The sequence below is a fragment of the Streptomyces sp. NPDC040589 genome (assembly GCF_055594445.1).
Window position 1 is genome coordinate 22,942 of the sequence record NZ_JBVIWP010000003.1, and the last position, 19,780, is coordinate 42,721.

Below are 19,780 nucleotides of genomic sequence, written 5' to 3' on the forward strand. Positions count from 1 at the left end.
CCCACCGCCCACCCGTGCCGCCCCTAGCGGCACACATGCCCGCAGCTAAATGTGCAGAACGTCAAACTTCCAGGCCTGGTTTTGTACACATACGGCTCATGACGGGGCCCCTGTAAGGAGCGATAGCCTTGGTGGCGTGATCAGCGCGATAGTTCGCGGGGACGTCGTCGTCCCTGCCCTGCGCCCGGAGTGCACGGACCACATCCGTGACCGGGCGGCGGTCGCTGGTCTTCGCGGGCGGTACGGGGCATCGATGACTCCCGGGACGCCGAGCACCACCGGGACCGAGGCGTCGCAGAGAGCAGCGTCACACCCGTGGGGCAGCTCAAAAATGGCTCAGACACCCCCGCTCCTCTCCTCTGGCGGCATAGCGTCGGAACAGACCGGATACCCCGTGTCACGGCGTGACGTCGTCAGCGCAGAGACCGTACTTCCTTCTACGTCACGCAACGGCGCGCGACAGGAGCCAGAGGACAATGCAGACCAAGCTGGACGAAGCCAAGGCCGAGTTGCTCGAGAGGGCCGCCCGGGTTGCTGAGAACAGCCCGGTCGGGGGGCACCTACCGACCGGGTCGACGGGCGAGGAGACCCCAGACGCCCAGGAAGCCCCGGACCGCGAGTCCCTGATCTCGTTCCTCCAGCGTTACTACCTGCACACGGCCCCGGAGGACCTTGCCGACCGCGACCCGGTCGATGTCTTCGGAGCCGCCGTATCCCACTACCGGCTGGCCGAGAACCGCCCCCAGGGCACGGCCAACGTGCGGGTTCACACCCCCACCGTGGAAGAGAACGGGTGGATGTGCAGCCACACCGTCGTCGAGGTCGTCACCGACGACATGCCCTTCCTCGTCGACTCCGTCACCAATGAGCTGACGCGGCAGGGGCGCGGGATCCACGTCGTCATCCACCCGCAGTTCGTGGTGCGGCGCGATGTGACCGGCAAGCTCATCGAGGTGCTGCCCACGCCCGCGACCGGCGCCGGCGAGCTCCCGCACGACGCGCACGTCGAGTCCTGGATCCACGTGGAGACCGACCGCGAGACGGACCGGTCCGATCTGAAGCAGATCACCGCCGACCTGCTGCGTGTGCTGTCCGACGCCCGTGAGGCGGTCGAGGACTGGGGCAAGATGCGGGAGGCGGCGATCCGGCTGGCGGAGGGGCTGCCGGACGAGTCCATCCCCGGCGACCTGCCCGGACCTCAGGTCGAGGAGGCCCGCGAGCTGCTGCGCTGGCTGGCCGACGACCACTTCACCTTCCTCGGCTACCGCGAGTACCAGCTGCGCGACGACGACTCCCTGGCCGCCGTCCCCGGCACCGGGCTCGGCATACTGCGCGCGGACCCGCACCACGCAGCCGAGGAGAGCCACCCGGTCAGCCCGTCGTTCGAGCGGCTGCCCGCCGACGCCCGGGCCAAGGCGCGCGAGCACAAGCTGCTCGTCCTGACCAAGGCGAACAGCAGGGCGACCGTGCACCGGCCGTCGTACCTGGACTACATCGGGGTGAAGAAGTTCGACGCCGACGGCAACGTCGTCGGCGAGCGGCGGTTCCTCGGGCTGTTCTCCTCCGCCGCCTACACCGAGTCCGTGCGCCGCGTCCCCGTCATCCGGCGCAAGGTCGAGGACGTCCTGGAGCGCGCCGGATTCTCGCCCAACAGCCACGACGGACGCGACCTGCTCCAGATCCTGGAGACATACCCGCGCGACGAGCTCTTCCAGACCCCCGTCGACGAGCTGCGGTCCATCGTCACCTCCGTCCTCTACCTCCAGGAGCGCAGGCGGCTCAGGCTCTACCTGCGCCAGGACGAGTACGGGCGCTACTACTCCGCCCTCGTCTACCTCCCGCGCGACCGCTACACCACGGCCGTACGCCTCAGGATCATCGAGATCCTGAAGGAGGAACTGGGCGGCATCAGCGTCGACTTCACCGCCTGGAACACCGAGTCGATCCTCTCCCGGCTGCACTTCGTGGTCCGGGTCCCGCAGGGCACCGAGCTGCCGGAGCTGTCCGACTCCGACAAGGACCGCATCGAGGCCCGGCTCGTGGAGGCCGCCCGCTCCTGGGAGGACGCCTTCGCCGAGGCGCTCAACGCCGAGCTCGGCGAGGAGCGCGCGGCCGAACTGATGCGCCGGTACGCGCACGCCTTCCCCGAGGGCTACAAGGCCGACCACAACCCGCGCGCCGCGGTCGCCGACCTCGTCCACCTCGAGCAGCTGAACGCCGAGGAGGGCAAGGACTTCGCGCTCAGCCTGTACGAGCCGGTGGGCGCCGCCCCCGATGAGCGCCGCTTCAAGATCTACCGCACGGGCGACGCCATCTCCCTCTCGGCCGTGCTGCCGGTCCTCAACCGGCTCGGCGTCGAGGTCGTGGACGAGCGGCCGTACGACCTGCGCTGCCCGGACCGCAGCGTGGCCTGGATCTACGACTTCGGCATGCGCATGCCGCGCTCGCAGAACGGCAGCGGGGACTACCTCGGCGACGACGCCCGCGAGCGCTTCCAGGACGCCTTCGCCGCCACCTGGACCGGCAAGGCCGAGAACGACGGCTTCAACTCCCTCGTGCTGAGCGCCGGCCTCACCTGGCGCCAGGCGATGGTGCTGCGGGCGTACGCGAAGTACCTGCGCCAGGCGGCTTCGACGTTCAGCCAGGACTACATGGAGGACACCCTCCGCAACAACGTCCACACCACCCGGCTGCTCGTCTCCCTGTTCGAGGCGCGGATGTCGCCGGACCGGCAGCGCGCGGGGCACGAGATCGTGGACGCGCTGCTGGAGGAGGTCGACGCGGCCCTCGACCAGGTCGCGAGTCTGGACGAGGACCGGATCCTGCGGTCCTTCCTCACCGTCATCAAGGCGACCCTGCGCACCAACTTCTTCCAGGAGGCGGCGGGCGGCAAGCCGCACGACTACGTCTCCATGAAGTTCGACCCGCAGGCCATCCCCGACCTCCCGGCGCCGCGTCCGGCGTTCGAGATCTGGGTGTACTCGCCGCGGGTCGAGGGCGTGCACCTCAGGTTCGGCAAGGTCGCCCGCGGTGGTCTGCGCTGGTCCGACCGGCGTGAGGACTTCCGCACCGAGATCCTCGGCCTGGTCAAGGCACAGATGGTGAAGAACACCGTCATCGTGCCCGTCGGCGCCAAGGGCGGCTTCGTCGCCAAGCAGCTGCCCGACCCGAGCGTCGACCGGGACGCGTGGCTGGCCGAGGGCGTCGCGAGCTACAAGACGTTCATCTCCGCGCTGCTCGACATCACCGACAACATGGTGGCCGGCGAGGTCGTGCCCCCGGCGGACGTCGTCCGGCACGACGAGGAGGACACCTACCTCGTCGTCGCCGCCGACAAGGGCACGGCGACCTTCTCCGACATCGCCAACGGGGTCGCCGAGAAGTACAACTTCTGGCTCGGCGACGCCTTCGCCTCCGGCGGCTCCGCCGGCTACGACCACAAGGGCATGGGCATCACCGCCCGCGGCGCCTGGGAGTCCGTCAAGCGGCACTTCCGGGAGCTGGGCGTGGACACCCAGACCGAGGACTTCACGGTCGTCGGCATCGGCGACATGTCCGGTGACGTGTTCGGCAACGGCATGCTGCTCTCCGAGCACATCCGGCTGGTGGCCGCCTTCGACCACCGGCACATCTTCATCGACCCGAACCCGGACGCCGCCACCTCCTACGCCGAGCGCCGCCGCCTGTTCGAGCTGCCCCGCTCCAGCTGGGAGGACTACAACAAGGAGCTGCTGTCGGCCGGCGGCGGCATCTTCCCGCGCACGGCCAAGGCGATCCCGGTCAACGCGCACATCCGCGAGGCCCTCGGCATCGAGGCCAAGGTCACCAAGCTGACCCCGGCCGACCTGATGAAGGCGATCTTCCAGGCCCGGGTGGACCTGCTGTGGAACGGCGGCATCGGCACGTACGTCAAGTCCTCGGCCGAGTCGAACGCGGACGTCGGTGACAAGGCCAACGACGCCATCCGCGTCGACGGCAAGGACCTGCGCGTCAAGGTCGTCGGCGAGGGCGGCAACCTGGGCCTGACCCAGCTCGGCCGGATCGAGTTCGCGCTGCACGGCGGCCGGATCAACACCGACGCCATCGACAACAGCGCGGGCGTGGACACCTCCGACCACGAGGTGAACATCAAGATCCTGCTCAACGGCCTGGTGGCGGACGGCGACATGACCGTCAAGCAGCGCAACAAGCTGCTCGCCGAGATGACCGACGAGGTCGGCCGCCTGGTGCTGCGCAACAACTACGCGCAGAACACGGCGATCGCCAACGCCCTCGCCCAGTCCGGCTCCATGCTCCACGCCCAGCAGCGCTTCATGAAGCACCTGGTCAGGGAGGGTCACCTGAACCGGGCGCTGGAGTTCCTGCCCGCAGACCGGCAGATCCGCGAGCGGCTCGCCCAGGGCCAGGGACTGACCGGCCCGGAGACGGCCGTACTCATGGCGTACACGAAGATCACGGTCGCCGAGGAGCTGCTGCACACCTCGCTGCCGGACGACCCGTACCTGAGCACCCTGCTGCACGCGTACTTCCCGACCGAGCTGCGCGAGCAGTTCCCCGAGCACCTCGTCAGCCACCCGCTGCGCCGCGAGATCACCACGACCGTCCTGGTCAACGACACGGTCAACACGGGCGGTACGACGTATCTGCACCGTCTGCGCGAGGAGACCGGGGCGTCGCTGGAGGAGATCGTGCGGGCGCAGACCGCGGCCCGGGCGATCTTCCGCCAGTCCCCGGTGTGGGACGGGGTGGAGGCGCTCGACAACAAGGTCGAGGCCGACGTCCAGACCCGCATCCGGCTGCACTCGCGCCGCCTGGTGGAGCGCGGCACGCGCTGGCTGCTCAACAACCGGCCGCAGCCGCTGGAGCTCGCCGAGACGGTCGACTTCTTCGCCGACCGGGTCGAGCAGGTCTGGGGGCAGCTGCCGAATCTGCTGCGCGGCGCCGACCTGGAGTGGTATCAGAAGATCTTCGACGAGCTGACGGGCGTCGGAGTCCCGGACGAACTCGCCACCCGGGTGGCCGGTTTCTCCTCCGCCTTCCCGACGCTCGACATCGTCTCGGTCGCGGACCGCATGGACCGGGAGCCGCTGGACGTCGCCGAGGTCTACTACGACCTCGCCGACCGGCTGCGCATCACCCAGCTCATGGACCGCATCATCGAGCTGCCCCGCGCCGACCGCTGGCAGTCCATGGCCCGAGCGGCGATCCGCGAGGACCTGTACGCGGCGCACTCGGCGCTGACCGCCGACGTCCTGGCGGTGGGCAACGGCACCTCGACGCCCGAGCAGCGCTACAAGGCGTGGGAGCAGAAGAACGCGGCGATCCTCGGCAGGGCCCGCACCACGCTGGAGGAGATCCAGGGCTCCGACGCGTTCGACCTCGCCAACCTGTCGGTGGCGATGCGCACGATGAGGACGCTGCTGCGGACGCATTCGTAGGGCGTACGGCCTCTTCTTGGGCGCCCCGGGCCGCTGTCGGCCCGGGGCGCCTTCTTCTTGGCGAGCCTTAGGGCGATTCGAGTGGAGGACTTACCGTTTCCGGCTAAGGCTTGTGCCGTGACGGTGAACCTCTCCGAGGAGCGCATGACCGCTCCTGCCCTGCCGGTCCGACGCCTCGTGCTCGAAGTGCTGAACTTCGCGCTGGTCGGCGGGAGTGGTGTCGCGGTGAACTTCCTGGTGTTCAACGTGCTCCTGCACGGGCTGCACCGGGCCGCCATGGTCGCGACCGTGCTGGCCAGCCTGGTCGCCATGGGCGGCAACTACCTCGGATTCCGGTACGTCACCTACCGCGACAGTGCGTCCCGCACGCGGCGCCAGATCGCGCTGTTCTTCGGCTTCAGCGGAATCGGCGTCGCCCTGGAGAGCGGGCTGTTCTACGCCGGATACCACGGCCTGGGCCTGTCTGGTCCCTTCGAGTCGAACGTGGTCAAGGCGGCCTCCATCGCTCTGGCCTCAGCCTTCCGCTTCCTCGTCTACCGCACCTGGGTGTTCCAGCACGATGCGCGCCGCGCCTAGAGGGGCCCTCGCCGCGCAGGCCGCCGCGGCGGTGGTCGTCGTGCTGCTGCTCCTCGTGATCGTCCGGCTGCCCTGGGCCGGGGACCTCGGCGTGCACGCGGCCACCGTCCAGCGCCTGCGGCACAACCTCCTCGACCCCGGCAATCCGCTCGTCGACGCGGACACGCCGAGTCCGTACTACTCGCCCTGGACGCTGGTGCTCGGCTGCGTCGCGCGGGTGAGCGATCTGTCGGTCTTCTGGGTGCTGCGGCTCGGGGCGCTGGTCGGGCTCGGGCTGCTGGTGACAGGGGTGTGGCGGTATGTGCGGACGCTGAGCGGCCGTCGTGCCGCGCCCGCGCTGGCCGTGCTGAGCCTGCTGTTCCTGTGGGGCACGGTGCTCTTCAACTGGAGCGGCTTCTACGGGCTCAACTCGCTCGCGCTGACGGTGTCGTACCCGAGCGTGTTCGCCCTGGGGCTGGCGTTTCACCTCTGGGCCTGGCTGGGGCGGGCGGTGCGGGAGGACGGGGGGTGGGGGGTGTGGCTCGGGCTGGGGGTGCTGTGGGCGGTGATCCTGCTGTGCCATCAGTTCTCGGGGGTGGTGGCCTCGCTGGGGGCGATCGCGACGGTGGTCGCCGCGCGGCCCGGGCGGGCGGTGTGGGGGCGGCTGGGGTGCGGGGTGGTGCTGGGGCTTGTGGTGCTGCTGGTGTGGCCGTACTACGACTTCTTCGCGCTGGCCGGTGCGTGGGACGGGCTGGAGTCGGTGCATCGGCCCCTGTACGAGGACCTGTTCGGGCGGTACTGGCTGGTGCTGCTCGGGGTGGTGGCCCTCGGGGCGCGGTGGTGGCGGGACCGGTGGGATCCGCTGGTGCTGTTCTTCGTGCTGGGGTTCGTGGTGGTGGCGGTGGGCGGGGTGAGCGGGCAGTACGCGTGGGGGCGGGTGTTGCCGGCGGTGTTGATTCCGGCGCAGGTCGCCGTGGCGGTGGAGGTGGGGGAGGCCGGGCGGCGGGCGGTGCGGGTGGGGTGGGGGTGTGTGCTGGGGGTGGCGCTGGCTGTGGGGGCGTGGACGCAGGTGGGGACGGTCGGGTACGTGGTGAGGCCGGGGGATCTGCCTGCGGCCGTCGCGGAGAAGTACCGGGAGCCGTGGGTGGGGTATCAGTGGATGACGCGGTGGGTGAGGTACGGGGATGTGGTGATGGCTCGGGAGGGGCGGCCGAGTGCGCAGATCCCGGCGTATGGGGCGTACACCGTGGCGCCTGGGTATCCCGACTTCTTCCTGCCGGATGAGGGGCGGCGGGAGGAGGCGGTGCGGAGGTATTTCGCCGCCGGGGTGTCGGAGGGGGAGCGGGGGGCGATTCTGCGGGAGTACGGGGTGCGGTGGGTGATGGATACGGGGGTGGCCGGGCGGCGTGGGGTGGGGTTGCGGGAGGTGGGGCGGGGGCCTGGGGGGCAGGTGCTTTATGCCGTGGTGCGGTGAGGTACGTCCATCACCAGGGGACAAAGGAGCCGCCCTTGTCGGTGCTGGGGCCGGGTGGGGCCGCGGCCCGGCGTAGCGGGGTGCCGCTGCGCCCACCCGTGCCGCCCCTAGCGGCACGCATGCCCGCAGCGGGGGGGGGGGGGGCACGTAATGCCCGGCAGCGGGGGCGGGACACATGGCCGCAGCGCAGCTCAGCAGCGCAGCTCAGCGCAGTGCGCTTGCCACCAAGCGTGCTGCTCTCTTCACCCGGGGGCGGGCCAGTCGTCGTACCGTCGGGCGGATCAGCCTCGCTGTTGCTCCCATGGGTTCCCAGCGGGCCTGGAGGCGGCCGGGGGCGTGGCCTTCGGGTTCCAGGGTCAGGTGGTGGTGGGGGACTTGGGTGGTGAAGGCCGGGAAGGTCAGGGGGGCCAGGAGGAGGCCGGTGTGGGAGACGCCCTGGTGTTGCAGGCGGAGCAGGGGGTGGCGGACTCCGGAGAAGCCGTAGAAGGGGAGCAGTGCGGCTCCGAGGTCGAGGTGGGCGTGGCCCTCGAAGACGCCGGGGCTGACGGGGGAGAGGCGGAAGTGGACGTGGACGCGGTGTCCGCCGGGGGCGATGAGGAGGGTGGCACGCCGAGGGCCGACAGGCAGGCGCAGGGCCGGGTCGTACGTGCGGATCGCGAGGTCGACGGAGGCGCCCGGGCCCCGGGTGATCTCCGTGATCTCGTGGCGGAACTGCGCGCTCGGGAAGGGACGGGTCTCCAGATCCAGGTCTGAGATGTCCAGTTCACGGCGGGCCCACTCGGATTCCGGGATCCGGTCGCCCCAGTACGTGCGGCCCTCCCCGTCCGTCGTGATCTGCCGCGGCCCCACGCCGTGGCCCAGGCCCCGTGCCGCCAGCCGGGCCTCCGGCAGGCGGCGGTCGCGGATCAGCTGGAGGACGACGCGTTCGGCGCGCGGGAGGCGGGCGAACGCGCCGGGGGCGAGCGTGTCGAGGTACGGGGTGACCAGGTCCGCGAAGGACGACAGCCACGCCTCGTCCCGGTAGGGCAGGTCACCGGCGTACATCCGGAAGTCGTGCTTGAGGAACTTGTGGTCCTTGTCCTCGCGCAGCGACTCGTGCCCGCTCTCGGCCAGGAACGCGTCGATGAGGTGCTGGACGTGGATACGGTCCCGGACGTTTGCCAGCTTGTGCCGCTGGTTCGATATCGAGGCCGCCTCGGAGGCCGCGTAGGGCGCCACGTACCAGCGGTAGACCGGCTCCGGGACGATCGTGAAGCTCTTGGCCAGGCAGTACGCCTGCGCCGAGAACAACTGGTCCTCGTAGTGGATGCCCTCGGGGAAGCGCAGGCCGTGCCGGTCGAGGAAGGCGCGGGCATACATCTTGCTCGTCGACAGGTGCTCGAAGAGCAGGCGCGGGTCGGCCGCGATGCCGTCGAGGGTGCGGCGCTCGGCGACCAGGTGCGGCATCCAGGTCGAGCGGCGGCCGTTGTCCACCCGGACCCGCTGCACCGCCCCCATCGCGAAGTCGATCTCGCGTTCGCGGTGCGCGGCGAGCAGCAGTGCGACGGCGTCGTCGGGGAGTTCGTCGTCGCTGTCGAGGAACATCAGGTACGGCGCCCGGGCGATGTCCAGGGCGCGGTTGCGCGGGATGCCGCAGCCGCCGCTGTTCTGCTCCAGGCGGAGGTGCCGGACGCGGGGGTCCTGGGCCGCGAGGCGCCGTGCCACTTCCGGGGTGCCGTCCGTGGAGTGGTCGTCGCTGATGATGATCTCGAGGTTCGCGTGGGTCTGCCGGCGGACCGAGTCGACCGCGCGCGTGAGGCGTTCGGCGTCGTTGTAGACGATGACCGTCACGGTGACGTCGGGGGTGCTCATGCGGTCGCCTCCTGCGGGGTCGGGGCCGGGGTGCGTTCCTCGATCGGCAGCACCGGCGGCAGGGAGCGTTCGTCCTGGCCGAGGAAGACCCGGCGTACGACGCGCTCGGCGGCGCGTCCGTCGTCGTACTCGCAGAACCTGCGCCGGAAGGCGGCCCGGGTCTTCGCCGCGCCCTCGTCGCGCCAGGCCTCGGTGGTGAGGATCTCCGTCAGTTCCTGCTGGGTGCGCGCGACCGGGCCCGGGGCCTGGTCCATCAGGTCGAAGTAGACGCCACGGGTGGTGCGGTACGTCTCCCAGTCGTCGGCGTGGATCACGATCGGCCGGTCGAGGTTGGCGTAGTCGAACATGATCGAGGAGTAGTCCGTGACCAGGGCGTCCGCCGCCAGGCACAGATCCTCGACCGGGTCGTAGGAGGAGACGTCGATGATCCGGTCCGTGCGGCGCAGGTTGGTGAGCGGGGAGGCCGCGCCGCCGTAGAAGTAGTGGCCGCGCACGAGCAGGACGGTGTCATCGCCGAGGCGGTCGGCGAGGGCGGCGAGGTCCAGGCGGGGGGTCCAGCCGGCCTCGTAGTCGCGGTGGGTCGGCGCGTAGAGGACGGCCCGGCGGCCCGGGTCGATGCCGAGGCGGTCGCGGACGGCGCGGATGTCCTCGGCCGTGGCCGTGTAGTAGACGTCGTTGCGCGGATAGCCGTGGTCGAGGGAGACGTAGTGCGAGGGGTACGCGCGCTCCCACATGCGGGTGGTGTGGCTGTTGGCGGAGACGCTGTAGTCCCACTTGTCGATGCGCTCCAGCAGCGCCTTGAAGTCCAGGCCCTGCGCGGCGGCCGGGTACGCCATCTGGTCCAGGCCCATGCGCTTCAGCGGCGTGCCGTGGTGGGTCTGGACGTGGATCGCGTCTGGGCGTTTGACCACCGCGCCCGGGAAGTTGACGTTGTTGACGAGGTACTTGGCGGTCGCCAGCACCTCCCAGTAGCGGCGGCTTCCGGGCACGACATGGTCGGTGCCGGGCGGGAGGAGGGCCTCGTTCTCCTGTGTGACCACCCACACCGGGTGGATCTGCGGGGCGAGTTCGGAGAGCTCGGCGGCGATCGCGGCGGGGTTGCAGGCGACGCCGCGGTTCCAGTACGCCGCGAACACCGCGAGGTGGGGGTTCACGGGGCGGGCGAGTGCCCGGCGGTACTGGTGGTCGCGGAGCTTGGCGCCGGCCTGGCGCTTGCGGGTCCGTACGGCCGACTTGGCGGTTCGGCGGGTGCGGTTGACGGCCTGGAAGGCCCGGTACCTGCCGTAGGCGCCCTCTTCGAGCAGGGAGCGGCGGACGCCTTCGAGACCGGCGGGGCGGCTGTAGCCCTCGGGGCGGCGGCGCAGGGCGGCCAGGGACGCCCGGCGGAAGAACTCCCGCGCGACCTCCTCCTCCATGCCGCCGCGCGCGAAGACGCGCAGGCAGTCGCGGACCATGACGTCGTAGAGGACGGCGTGGGCGGCGGGGCGGTCCCGGGTGAGGTCGAGGAGGGACTCGTAACGCTCGACGAGGCCGTAGCGCTGTTCGGGAGTGACCGGGGGCAGGCTCGCGGGGCGCAGGGTGCGGTCCTCATAGGCGACGTGCGGCAGGCAGGCGACGCGGTCGGCGAGCAGCAGGGCGGCCAGGGCGGCGTGCTGCTCGTCGTCGGTGGTGAGCTGCTGCTCGTGCGCCCGCCAGAAGTCCGCGCGCAGGACGCGGGTGCCGAGCAGCGGGGTGAGGCGCAACAGGGGCGCGCAGACGTCGAGGGCGACATCGGCGCGCCCCGCCCGGGCCAGCAGGGAGCCGTTCGGGGAGGGCATGCCGGAGGTGTGCCAGGTGCTGCGGACGTGGTCGAGGAGCAGGACGTCCACCTCGGCGGGCAGTTCGGCCACCCGTTCGGCGACCGTGCGCGGGGCTCCGGCGGGCAGGCCGTCCTTGGCGTGGACGAAGTGCAGCCAGCGGCCCGAGGCCCGTGCCGCGCCCGCCGCCCGGGCCGCCGCGTCGCCCATGCCGTCCGGCACCGGCAGCACCTGGACGTCCGGGGTGTGCCGCTCGGCCGTCTCCCGGGCCCAGTCGCCGACCGCGGCCACGATCACCTCGGCGTCCGGCAGGGGATGCGCGGCGAGGGAGTCGAGGAGTTCCGTCAGATGGTCCTGAACGTTCGCCCCGTGGACGATGAGGCTGAGCTCGGCCATCGCGAGGGCTCCTTCACGCCGGTACACCGTATGCGGTCATCGTGTCATCAATAAGACAAAACGGCCGACCGGAGTACGCCTCACGAGCGAACAGGAACCTTCGGCTTGGGCTTCGCGGACTTGTCCCCGGTGAACGCCTCGTACTCCTTGAGGACGTCCTCCGTCGGCCCGTCCATGAGCAGCTCGCCGCGCTCCAGCCACAGCACCCGGTCGCAGGTGTCGCGGATCGACTTGTTGTTGTGGCTGACCAGGAACACCGTGCCCGCGTGCTTGCGCAGCTCGCGGATGCGCTGCTCGGAGCGCTTCTGGAAGGAGCGGTCGCCGGTGGCCAGCGCCTCGTCGATCAGCAGGACGTCGTGGTCCTTGGCGGCGGCGATGGAGAACCGCAGCCGCGCGGCCATGCCGGAGGAGTACGTGCGCATCGGCAGCGTGATGAAGTCGCCCTTCTCGTTGATGCCGGAGAAGTCGACGATCTCCTCGTAGCGCTCCCTGATCTGCTCGCGGGACATGCCCATGGCCAGGCCGCCGAGGTGCACGTTGCGCTCGCCGGTCAGGTCGTTCATCAGGGCCGCGTTGACGCCGAGCAGGGAGGGCTGGCCGTGGGTGTAGATACGGCCGTTCTCCACGGGGAGGAGTCCGGCGACGGCCTTCAGCAGGGTCGACTTGCCGGAGCCGTTGGTGCCGATCAGGCCGATCGCCTCGCCCTTGTACGCGACGAAGGACACGTTCCGCACGGCGTGCACCCGGCGTACGCCCGCCGCCTTCTCGGTCTTCTCGCGGCGCACGATGCGGTTGAGGGCGGCGGTCGCGGAGCCGCGTCCGGCGCCGGTGCCGTTGACGCGGTAGACGATGTCGACGCCGTCGGCGACGACGGTGGGGATCTTCTCGCTCAGGTGCTCAGCCACGGCCGTACGTCTCCTCAGCCTTCCAGAAGTAGATGAAGCCGCCGACGCCGGCGATCAGCGCCCATCCGACGGCGAGCGCCCACACGTGGGCCGGGAGCTGGCTCGCGTGGAAGCTGTCGATCAGGGCGAAGCGCATCAGGTCGATGTAGATCGCGGCCGGGTTGGTCTCCAGCAGGATCGTCACGGCGCGCGGCAGGCTGTCCTTGTCGGCCAGCTTGTCGATGCTCCACATGACACCCGAGACATACATCCATGTGCGCAGCACGAACGGCATCAGCTGGGCGATGTCCGGGGTCTTGGCGCCCATCCGGGCCATGACCATGGAGACGCCCGCGTTGAACGTGAACTGCAGGAACAGCGCCGGCAGCGCCAGCAGCCAGGACACGCCGACCGGCACCCCGAAGCAGAGCAGGATGACGACCAGGGCTCCCATCGAGAACAGCAGCTGCTGGAGCTGCTGGAGGCAGAACGACAGGGGCAGGGCGGCGCGCGGGAAGTGCAGGGCGCGGACGAGGCCGAGGTTGCCGGAGATGGCGCGGGTGCCCGCCATGATCGAGCTCTGCGTGAACGTCCAGATGAACACGCCCGTGACCAGGAACGGGATGTAGTCCGGCACACCGTGCTTGGTGCCGAGCAGGACGCCGAAGATGAAGTAGTAGACCGCCGCGTTCAGCAGCGGGGTCATCACCTGCCAGACCTGGCCCAGCTTCGCCTGGCTGTACTGGGCGGTGAGCTTGGCGGTGGCGAACGCGGTGATGAAGTGGCGGCGGGCCCACAGCTGTCGGACGTACGCGGGCAGGGAGGGCCGGGCGCCGCTGACCGCGAGGCCGTGGCGGGCGGCGAGGGCCGCGAGGTCGTCGTCGGCGGGGGCCGGGGCCGGTGGCTGGGGCGGTGTGTCGAGGACCTGGCTCACATCCGCTGCTTTCGTTCGGGGGAGGTTCGGGGGAGGGGTGTGGGACCCGGGGTCGTGAGGAGCGGGAAAGTGGGGTTTTTACCAGACTCTTCACGAATTCTTACGTCGGGACGGGACCGTATCGTCGCAACGTGAGCGTAGGCCTTTCGAGCGTCGGAACGCAACCGTTTCGTCGTGACGCCCCTATGCTGTCGGCATGACGACGAACGCGAACGCCGACGAGCCGCCGCAGCCGCGTCCGCGCCGCCGCGCGCCCGCGGGGGCGGCCGTACTGCGGGAGGACGTGACGGACGCGATCCGGGCGGCCGTGTTCGAGGAGCTCGCGGCCGTCGGCTACGCGCGGATGTCCATCGAGGGGATCGCGCGCCGGGCGGGCGTCGGGAAGACGGCGGTGTACCGCCGCTGGCGCTCGAAGCTGCACCTCGTGCTCGACATCGTCTCGGCGCTCGCCGTGCAGGGCCTGCCCGCGCCCGACACCGGCTCCCTGGAGGGCGACCTGCGGCTGCTGTACGAGGTGACGTCCCGCGCCCTGCGCCACCCCGTCGCCTCGCAGATCATCCCCGACCTCCAGGCCGAGGCGGCCCGCAACGCCGAGATCGCCGAGGCCCTCCAGAAGGCCCTGCGCGAGGGCCAGGACGGCGTCGCGACCGGCATCGTCACGGCGGCGGAACGCCGCGGCGAACTCCGCGAGGGCCTCGACCGCGACCTGGCCCTCGACCTGATCTCGGGCCCGCTGTACTGGCGCTCGGTGGTCATCCGCAGCCCGAAGCTGCCGCAGGGGTACCTGGGGTCACTGGCCCGGGCCACGGCGGGGGCGTTGCGGGCGTTGTAGGGCTGGGGCCAGGTCCGGGACGTCGTGCTGTCGGGGATCTGCCGGGGGTGTGGGCAGGGGCGCCGCATGCCGGGCTTGACCGGCGCCGGTGTCGGCCGACAGCCCGGTAGCGCTGACGGGCGGGGGGTGCGCTCGGGTGCTCGGGTCCCGGGGCGTGGGGGCGGGCGCCCCGGGGGCCTCGTGAACCCCGAGCGGTGAGCGCGGCCGACCCGGCCACGGCGACGAGCCGAGGCCGGTTCAGCCCCGCCTCGCCTCCGGGTGCTGCCGTACCCAGCCCTCCCACGCCGATGTGATCATGTCCTGGACGTCGTGCCTGGCCTTCCAGCCCAGCTCCGTGGCGGAGCGGTCGGCCGAGGCGACGACGCGGGCCGGGTCGCCGGGGCGGCGGGGGGAGATCGTGGGCGGCCGGTCGTAGCCGGTGATCGCGTTGATGCGGTCGATCATCTCGCGGACGGAGACGCCCTCGCCCCGGCCGATGTTGAGCGTGAGGTCGCGGCCGGGGGAGGAGCGCAGCGCCCGGGCCGCCGCGACATGGGCCTCGGCCAGGTCGACGACGTGGATGTAGTCGCGTACGCAGGTGCCGTCCGGGGTCGCGTAGTCGTCGCCGAAGATGCGCGGCGGCGCGTCCTCCGTGAGCTTCTCGAAGACCATGGGCACGAGGTTGTAGACCCCGACGTCCGCGAGTTCCGGGCTCGCCGCGCCCGCCACGTTGAAGTAGCGCAGGCAAGCGGTCGACAGACCGGTCGCCCGGCCCGTGGCGCGGACCAGCCACTCACCGGCCAGCTTCGTCTCGCCGTAGGGCGACATCGGCACGCACGGCGTCTCCTCCGTGACCAGGTCGGCGGTGTACGGCATGCCGTACACCGCCGCCGAGGAGGAGAACACCAAGGACGGCACCTTCGCCGCCGTCACCGCGTCCAGCAGGATCCGCAGGCCCTCGACGTTCTCCCGGTAGTAGCGCAGCGGCTGCTCGACCGACTCTCCCACCTGCTTCTTCGCCGCGAGATGGAGGACGCCGGTGACCGAGTGGTCCGCGAGGGTACGCGCGAGCCGCTCGCCGTCCAGCGTCGAGCCCACCACCAGCGGCACCCCCTCGGGCACGCGCCCGGCGATACCGGTGGACAGGTCGTCGTAGACCACCGCCTGTTCCCCCGCCGCGGTCATCGCCCGTACGACGTGCGCGCCGATGTAACCGGCGCCGCCGGTGATCAACCAGGTCATGTGCGACCGTCCCCTCGTCAGTTTTGCCGTCGTGTTCTCAGTGAAGCAGGGGGCTTCTCAGTGAAGCAGGCGGCGCAGTCTCGCGCGTACGACGGACAGCACACCGCGTACGCCGGGCGCCACCCGCAGCGCCAGCGCGCCGGAGTGGGTGGCGTACGGCTGCACGAGCACCACACCGTGCCGGGCGCTCGGGACGGCACAGCGGCGCAGTAGACCGGCGCCCGCGAGCGCGTGCGCCGTGACCTCGCGGCTCGCGCCGTCACGGAAGCGGACCCGAAGGCGCAGGTCCCAGGTGCCCGTACCGAGCGCGGCCAGCGCGGGCAGATCGACGTCCGCCTCCGCCATCCAGCCGCCCGCGGCTTCCGCGAACCGGGTCGTGGCGCGGACCCTGACGTCCCCGTCGTCCCGGTGCCGCCACTCCACATCCACCGCCTCCGGGCCCGCCCGTGCCACCCGGCCGTACAGCTCGTGCAGGCGCAGCCGCAGCCGGGCGCCCCGCGCGCGGGGCCGCAGCTCCGCGTCCACGGCGAGGGGCAGCGCGCGCACCGGCCGGGTCAGCAGGGGCTCCAGGGAGACCTGCGGGAGGTCGTCCGACCAGACGGGCGTGCCGTCCGCGGCACGGGCGTACGGTGGACGCAGCCGGGCCGGACGGGCCGCCAGTTCCCCGAGCCGGGGCAGGTCGCGCGGCTCCGGGGAGGCCAGGACGACCCGCCCGGCCAGCCGGCCCGGAGCGGCCGGGTCGAGCGCCCAGTCGTCGGCGTCGTACTCGGCGAGATGCGCCCGCGTCAGTTCCCACCACGCGCGCCGGTAGGCGGCGTCACGCAACCCCAGCTCGCGCACGTAGATCCGCAGCTCGTGGTCGAGGAACCGGGCGCGCGCGGCCCGCGCGAGTGCCTTCTGCCCGGCGCCCAGCAGGGTCTCGTACGCCTGCCGGCAGGCCTCCGTCCGGGCCCGCCAGTTGCCGACGCCGGCTCGGTCCAGGGAGATCGACAGTCGCTCTGCGGACCAGCGCACGTGCCAGACGTACACCAGGTCCGGGATCAGGGCGATACGTGGGTCCGCGGCCAGCACGCGCGCGCTGAAGACGATGTCCTCGTACGGGAAGCGGCCCTCGGGGAAGCGAATGCCGTGCTCGCGCAGGAAATCGGTGCGGTAGAGCTTGTTGACGCAGAGCGGGTCCTGGACCAGGTGCGGTCGCAGCGCGGGACGCGGTACCACGGCGTGGAGCGCGTAGAGGCGCGCCTGCCAGGGCACTTCACGCCCCGACGGCAGCTCCCGGCGTACGCACAGACCGCCCGCGACCTCCGCGTGCGCGCCCGTCGCGGCCCCGAGCAGGGCGTCGACCGCGCCGGGCGGCAGGACGTCGTCGCTGTCCAGGAACATCACGTACGGCGACGTCACCGCGTCGAGCCCGGTGTTGCGCGGGGTGCCGCAGCCGCCGCTGTTGACCCGGCGGCGGATCACCCTCAGGCGGGGTTCCGACGCGGCGAGCCGGTCGAGGAGGGCGGCGCTGCCGTCCGCCGAGCAGTCGTCGACGGCCACGACCTCGCGCACGGCCGGGCCCTGCGCGAGCGCCGAGCGCACGGCGTCCGTCACATGGGCGGCGTCGTCGTAGCCGATGACCACGACGGCGACCTGGGGGCGAGGCCTGTCGGCATCCACAGCGGCATTCATTACGAGGATCGTAAGTCGGGCGAATGGCGTGAAAGCGATAAAACGCCCGACGCCGCTGCGACCGCCCGACTTCGCTCCGGCCGCCCGGCCCCGCTGTGACCGCGGGGCCTCGCTACATCCGCCCGTCTCCCGGCGTCTCCGAGAGCGCGGCCGCGTCCAGCGCGGAGGTGAGTTCGTCGAGGCGGGCGCGCAGGGCGCGGACCTCGGTGGCGTCGAAGCCGGTCGCGCCGGCGATCCGGCGCGGCACCTGGAGCGCCCGCTTCCGCAGCGCGGTGCCCTCCTCGGTCAGCCGCACCTCCACCGACCGTTCGTCGCGCGCGCTGCGCTCCCGGCGCACGAGACCGGCCGCCTCCAGCCGCTTGAGCAGCGGCGACAGGGTGCCGGAGTCGAGACGCAGGTGCTCCCCGAGCTTCTTCACGGGCAGCTCGCCCTGCTCCCAGAGCACCAGCATCACCAGGTACTGCGGGTAGGTGAGCCCGAGGTCCTTGAGGATCACGCGGTAGACGCCGTTGAAGGCGCGGGAGGCCGCGTGCAGGGAGAAGCAGATCTGCTGGTCCAGGCGGAGCCAGTCGTCGTCCGGCGTGTTCATGGCTCCAGGGTAGCTCGGCCCCGCCATTCAATTGCGCACAACTTAATTGTGTGCTCTAATCGTGGGTGTCAGGCGGCCCGGAAGCGGGCCGCCGGAACGTGACGTGAGAGGGAAGGATTTCCATGGACGCGCTCTACACCGCTGTCGCCACCGCCACCCACGGCCGCGAGGGCCGCACCGTCAGCTCCGACGGCACGCTGGACCTCGCGCTGGGCATGCCGGAGGCGCTGGGCGGCAACGGCCAGGGCACCAACCCGGAGCAGCTCTTCGCCGCCGGTTACGCCGCCTGCTTCGGCAGCGCCCTCGGCCTCGTCGGCCGCGGCGCCAAGGTCGACGTCAGCGACGCCGCCGTGACCGCCGAGGTCTCCATAGGCAAGCAGGGCGAGGGCTTCGGTCTCGCCGTCACGCTCCGCGTCGAGCTGCCCGACAGCGTGGACGAGGCGACCGGCCGCAAGCTGGTCGAGCAGGCCCACCAGGTCTGCCCGTACTCCAACGCCACCCGCGGCAACATCGAGGTCGACCTCGTCATCGAGTAACCACCGGCACGTCACCCCCCGACCCGCGCCAGCACCTCCCCCGTCTCCCCGCTCCACGCCACCACCACGGCCTCCTCGGGCACCGGGTGCCAGCGCGTCAGCAGCAGCCAGCGCACGTGGTAGCGGCGGACGACGGCGGCACGCCCGGCGCGGGTCGAACCGGGGGCCAGGTAGGCCTGGACGTCGGCCGCCCGGCGCTCCCGCTCCCGCTCGTCCAGGGCCGGGTCGGGCCGCACGGGCGCGGCGAGGTTCGGCCCGAACCCGGCGAGTGAGTGGCCGGCCTGATACCCGTCGGTGATCACCACCTCGCCCGGCCCGATGTGCCGTGCCGCCCAGTCGTACGCCGGCCAGCGCACGGGCTGTGCGAACCCCATCGGGTCGACCGAGCGCGGCACGACCGCCCCGGCGTGCACGGTGACGAACCCGGCGCACGCCCCGGCCGCCGCCGCCCCGCCCAGCATCTTCCGGGCCCGCCGCCAGGGCCGGGGCGCCGCCAGCTCCACCGCCAGCGCGCACTGCGGCGGCACCAGGACGGCCCACAGGGCCATGGCATACGTGTGGTGCCCGCTCACCCGGCCGTACCCCACCAGCGAGCACTCCAGCAGGAACATCAGCACCAGCGGGTCCCTCACCGACCTCCGTGCCCGCACCCACAGCGCGGGCACGCCGAGCAGCGCCAGCCAGGAGTCGGCGAGCATCTCCTCGTACAGCCGCCGGTGCAGGTCGTCGTCCATGCCGGAGTCGCCCACCAGCGTCAGGACGTCGTAGTACGGCCACGACACCGCGACCGCCCCGCAGACGGCCACGGCGAGCGCCCAGCGCGCCACGACCGGCCGGCGCCACCCGCGCTGCCGGGACGCCACGACCGCCACCGCGCCGATGAGCGCCGAGGCGCCTGTGACGGAATGGGTGAGCAGGATCAGCCCGTACAGGGCGCCGAGCCCCGCGTACCCCGGCCGGCCGCCGAGCCCGCTCGGACCGACGAACCGCACGGGGGCGTCCGCACGCGCCCGCGTCGCCGTCCAGGCCCATGCCCAGAGCGTCAGCCCGATCGCGAGCGCGGACGGATAGCCCAGGTTCGTCGTCATCGGCATCAGCCCGAGCCGGCCGCTCCACAGGATCCGCGCCGTGCCCCACAGCAGCGTCATGAACAGCAGGGCCAGTACCGGCGCCCAGGGACGCGGGGTGAGGGTCCGGACGAAACGGCCGAGTCCCGTCAGCAGCACCAGCAGATGCACCGGCCCCGCGAGCTTCACGACTGCCCAGCCGGACAGCCCCGTCAGCCGCGCCAGAACGCCCTGCGCGACGGCGTACGGGCCGTAGTACGGGCTGCCCTCGCCCGGCAGGTCCGTCATGGGGTGGGCCGGATGGAGCAGATCGGCCCCGATCCGCTCCACGACCGCCGCGTGCTGTCCGGCGTCGCAGCACAGCGGGACCCGCCAGTACGCCAGCGTCATCACCAGCCAGAACAGGGCGCCGAAGAGCTGGTACGGGGTGAGGCGCCCCACGCGGCCGCCGCGCAGCGCCGTCGCACCGCGCACGGTCCGCCGGACGAGGACCGAGGCGCTCACAGGACTGCTCACAGGACTGCTCGCAGGAC

Annotated in this window: 13 protein-coding genes; 5 read left to right on the top strand and 8 right to left on the bottom strand. The window is 71.7% G+C overall.

The features are described from left to right. Positions 1-476 precede the first annotated feature (476 nt). From ACZ58V_RS12675 to ACZ58V_RS12685, 3 genes are all read left to right on the top strand, one after another. Positions 477-5,438: an NAD-glutamate dehydrogenase gene (locus tag ACZ58V_RS12675; protein WP_471289985.1), complete on the top strand. Its 4,962-nt coding sequence runs from the start codon at positions 477-479 to the stop codon at positions 5,436-5,438. A 117-nt stretch (positions 5,439-5,555) separates the two neighbouring features. Continuing rightward, positions 5,556-6,014 carry a GtrA family protein gene (locus tag ACZ58V_RS12680; RefSeq protein WP_471289987.1) on the top strand — a complete coding sequence of 153 codons (459 nt, stop codon included), beginning with the start codon at positions 5,556-5,558 and terminating at the stop codon, positions 6,012-6,014. Continuing rightward, on the top strand, positions 5,998-7,467 hold the full coding sequence (locus ACZ58V_RS12685; RefSeq protein WP_471289989.1) for a hypothetical protein: 1,470 nt from the start codon (positions 5,998-6,000) through the stop codon (positions 7,465-7,467). Before ACZ58V_RS12680 ends, ACZ58V_RS12685 begins: the two co-directional genes overlap by 17 nt. A gap of 204 nt (positions 7,468-7,671) precedes the next feature. Here the strand turns inward: ACZ58V_RS12685 and ACZ58V_RS12690 are convergent, their stop codons facing one another. The 4 genes from ACZ58V_RS12690 to ACZ58V_RS12705 form a co-directional block, all read right to left on the bottom strand. Further along, positions 7,672-9,318, bottom strand: coding sequence for a glycosyltransferase family 2 protein (locus ACZ58V_RS12690; RefSeq protein ID WP_471289991.1), 1,647 nt, complete (start codon positions 9,316-9,318; stop codon positions 7,672-7,674). Then, positions 9,315-11,510: a CDP-glycerol glycerophosphotransferase family protein gene (locus ACZ58V_RS12695; protein ID WP_471289993.1), complete on the bottom strand. Its 2,196-nt coding sequence runs from the start codon at positions 11,508-11,510 to the stop codon at positions 9,315-9,317. Before ACZ58V_RS12695 ends, ACZ58V_RS12690 begins: the two co-directional genes overlap by 4 nt. An 80-nt stretch (positions 11,511-11,590) precedes the next feature. Further along, a complete protein-coding gene (locus ACZ58V_RS12700; RefSeq protein WP_468190446.1) occupies positions 11,591-12,415 on the bottom strand; it encodes an ABC transporter ATP-binding protein in 825 nt (274 codons plus the stop codon). Next, positions 12,408-13,328 (bottom strand): ABC transporter permease, encoded by a 921-nt coding sequence (locus ACZ58V_RS12705; protein WP_468190444.1) that lies wholly within the window; start codon positions 13,326-13,328, stop codon positions 12,408-12,410. The genes ACZ58V_RS12700 and ACZ58V_RS12705 overlap by 8 nt, the downstream gene beginning before the upstream one ends. A gap of 196 nt (positions 13,329-13,524) precedes the next feature. Between ACZ58V_RS12705 and ACZ58V_RS12710 the strand changes: the two genes are divergently transcribed. Then, complete coding sequence (locus ACZ58V_RS12710; RefSeq protein ID WP_189724007.1) at positions 13,525-14,160, top strand: TetR/AcrR family transcriptional regulator; 636 nt, start codon at positions 13,525-13,527, stop codon at positions 14,158-14,160. A 237-nt stretch (positions 14,161-14,397) separates the two neighbouring features. On the opposite strand, the gene galE is transcribed toward ACZ58V_RS12710, so the two are convergent. From galE to ACZ58V_RS12725, 3 genes are all read right to left on the bottom strand, one after another. After that, the gene (gene galE, locus ACZ58V_RS12715) at positions 14,398-15,381 is read right to left on the bottom strand and encodes a UDP-glucose 4-epimerase GalE (RefSeq protein WP_468190441.1); all 984 of its coding nucleotides are present in this window, start codon (positions 15,379-15,381) and stop codon (positions 14,398-14,400) included. Positions 15,382-15,438: 57 nt separating this feature from the next. Next, complete coding sequence (locus ACZ58V_RS12720) at positions 15,439-17,055, bottom strand: glycosyltransferase family 2 protein (protein ID WP_471289996.1); 1,617 nt, start codon at positions 17,053-17,055, stop codon at positions 15,439-15,441. A gap of 112 nt (positions 17,056-17,167) precedes the next feature. Further along, entirely contained in the window at positions 17,168-17,671 is a 504-nt protein-coding gene (locus tag ACZ58V_RS12725) for a MarR family winged helix-turn-helix transcriptional regulator (RefSeq protein WP_471289998.1), read from the bottom strand. Positions 17,672-17,766: 95 nt separating this feature from the next. Here ACZ58V_RS12725 and ACZ58V_RS12730 point away from each other — a divergent pair, with 95 nt between their 5' ends. Beyond that, positions 17,767-18,180 carry an organic hydroperoxide resistance protein gene (locus ACZ58V_RS12730; protein WP_382580063.1) on the top strand — a complete coding sequence of 138 codons (414 nt, stop codon included), beginning with the start codon at positions 17,767-17,769 and terminating at the stop codon, positions 18,178-18,180. An 11-nt stretch (positions 18,181-18,191) separates the two neighbouring features. Here ACZ58V_RS12730 and ACZ58V_RS12735 read toward each other — a convergent pair whose 3' ends face one another. Then, positions 18,192-19,751, bottom strand: a complete 1,560-nt coding sequence (locus ACZ58V_RS12735; protein WP_471290679.1) for a hypothetical protein — start codon at positions 19,749-19,751, stop codon at positions 18,192-18,194. Positions 19,752-19,780: the final 29 nt, after the last annotated feature.

Coding starts and splice junctions, on each gene's coding strand:
- ACZ58V_RS12675 (WP_471289985.1), top strand. CDS start 477: ATGCAGACCAAGCTGGACGAAGCCAAGGCCGAGTTGCTCGAGAGGGCC.
- ACZ58V_RS12685 (WP_471289989.1), top strand. CDS start 5,998: ATGCGCGCCGCGCCTAGAGGGGCCCTCGCCGCGCAGGCCGCCGCGGCG.
- ACZ58V_RS12690 (WP_471289991.1), bottom strand. CDS start 9,318: ATGAGCACCCCCGACGTCACCGTGACGGTCATCGTCTACAACGACGCC.
- ACZ58V_RS12695 (WP_471289993.1), bottom strand. CDS start 11,510: ATGGCCGAGCTCAGCCTCATCGTCCACGGGGCGAACGTTCAGGACCAT.
- ACZ58V_RS12710 (WP_189724007.1), top strand. CDS start 13,525: ATGACGACGAACGCGAACGCCGACGAGCCGCCGCAGCCGCGTCCGCGC.
- galE (WP_468190441.1), bottom strand. CDS start 15,381: ATGACCTGGTTGATCACCGGCGGCGCCGGTTACATCGGCGCGCACGTC.
- ACZ58V_RS12720 (WP_471289996.1), bottom strand. CDS start 17,055: ATGAATGCCGCTGTGGATGCCGACAGGCCTCGCCCCCAGGTCGCCGTC.
- ACZ58V_RS12725 (WP_471289998.1), bottom strand. CDS start 17,671: ATGGCGGGGCCGAGCTACCCTGGAGCCATGAACACGCCGGACGACGAC.
- ACZ58V_RS12730 (WP_382580063.1), top strand. CDS start 17,767: ATGGACGCGCTCTACACCGCTGTCGCCACCGCCACCCACGGCCGCGAG.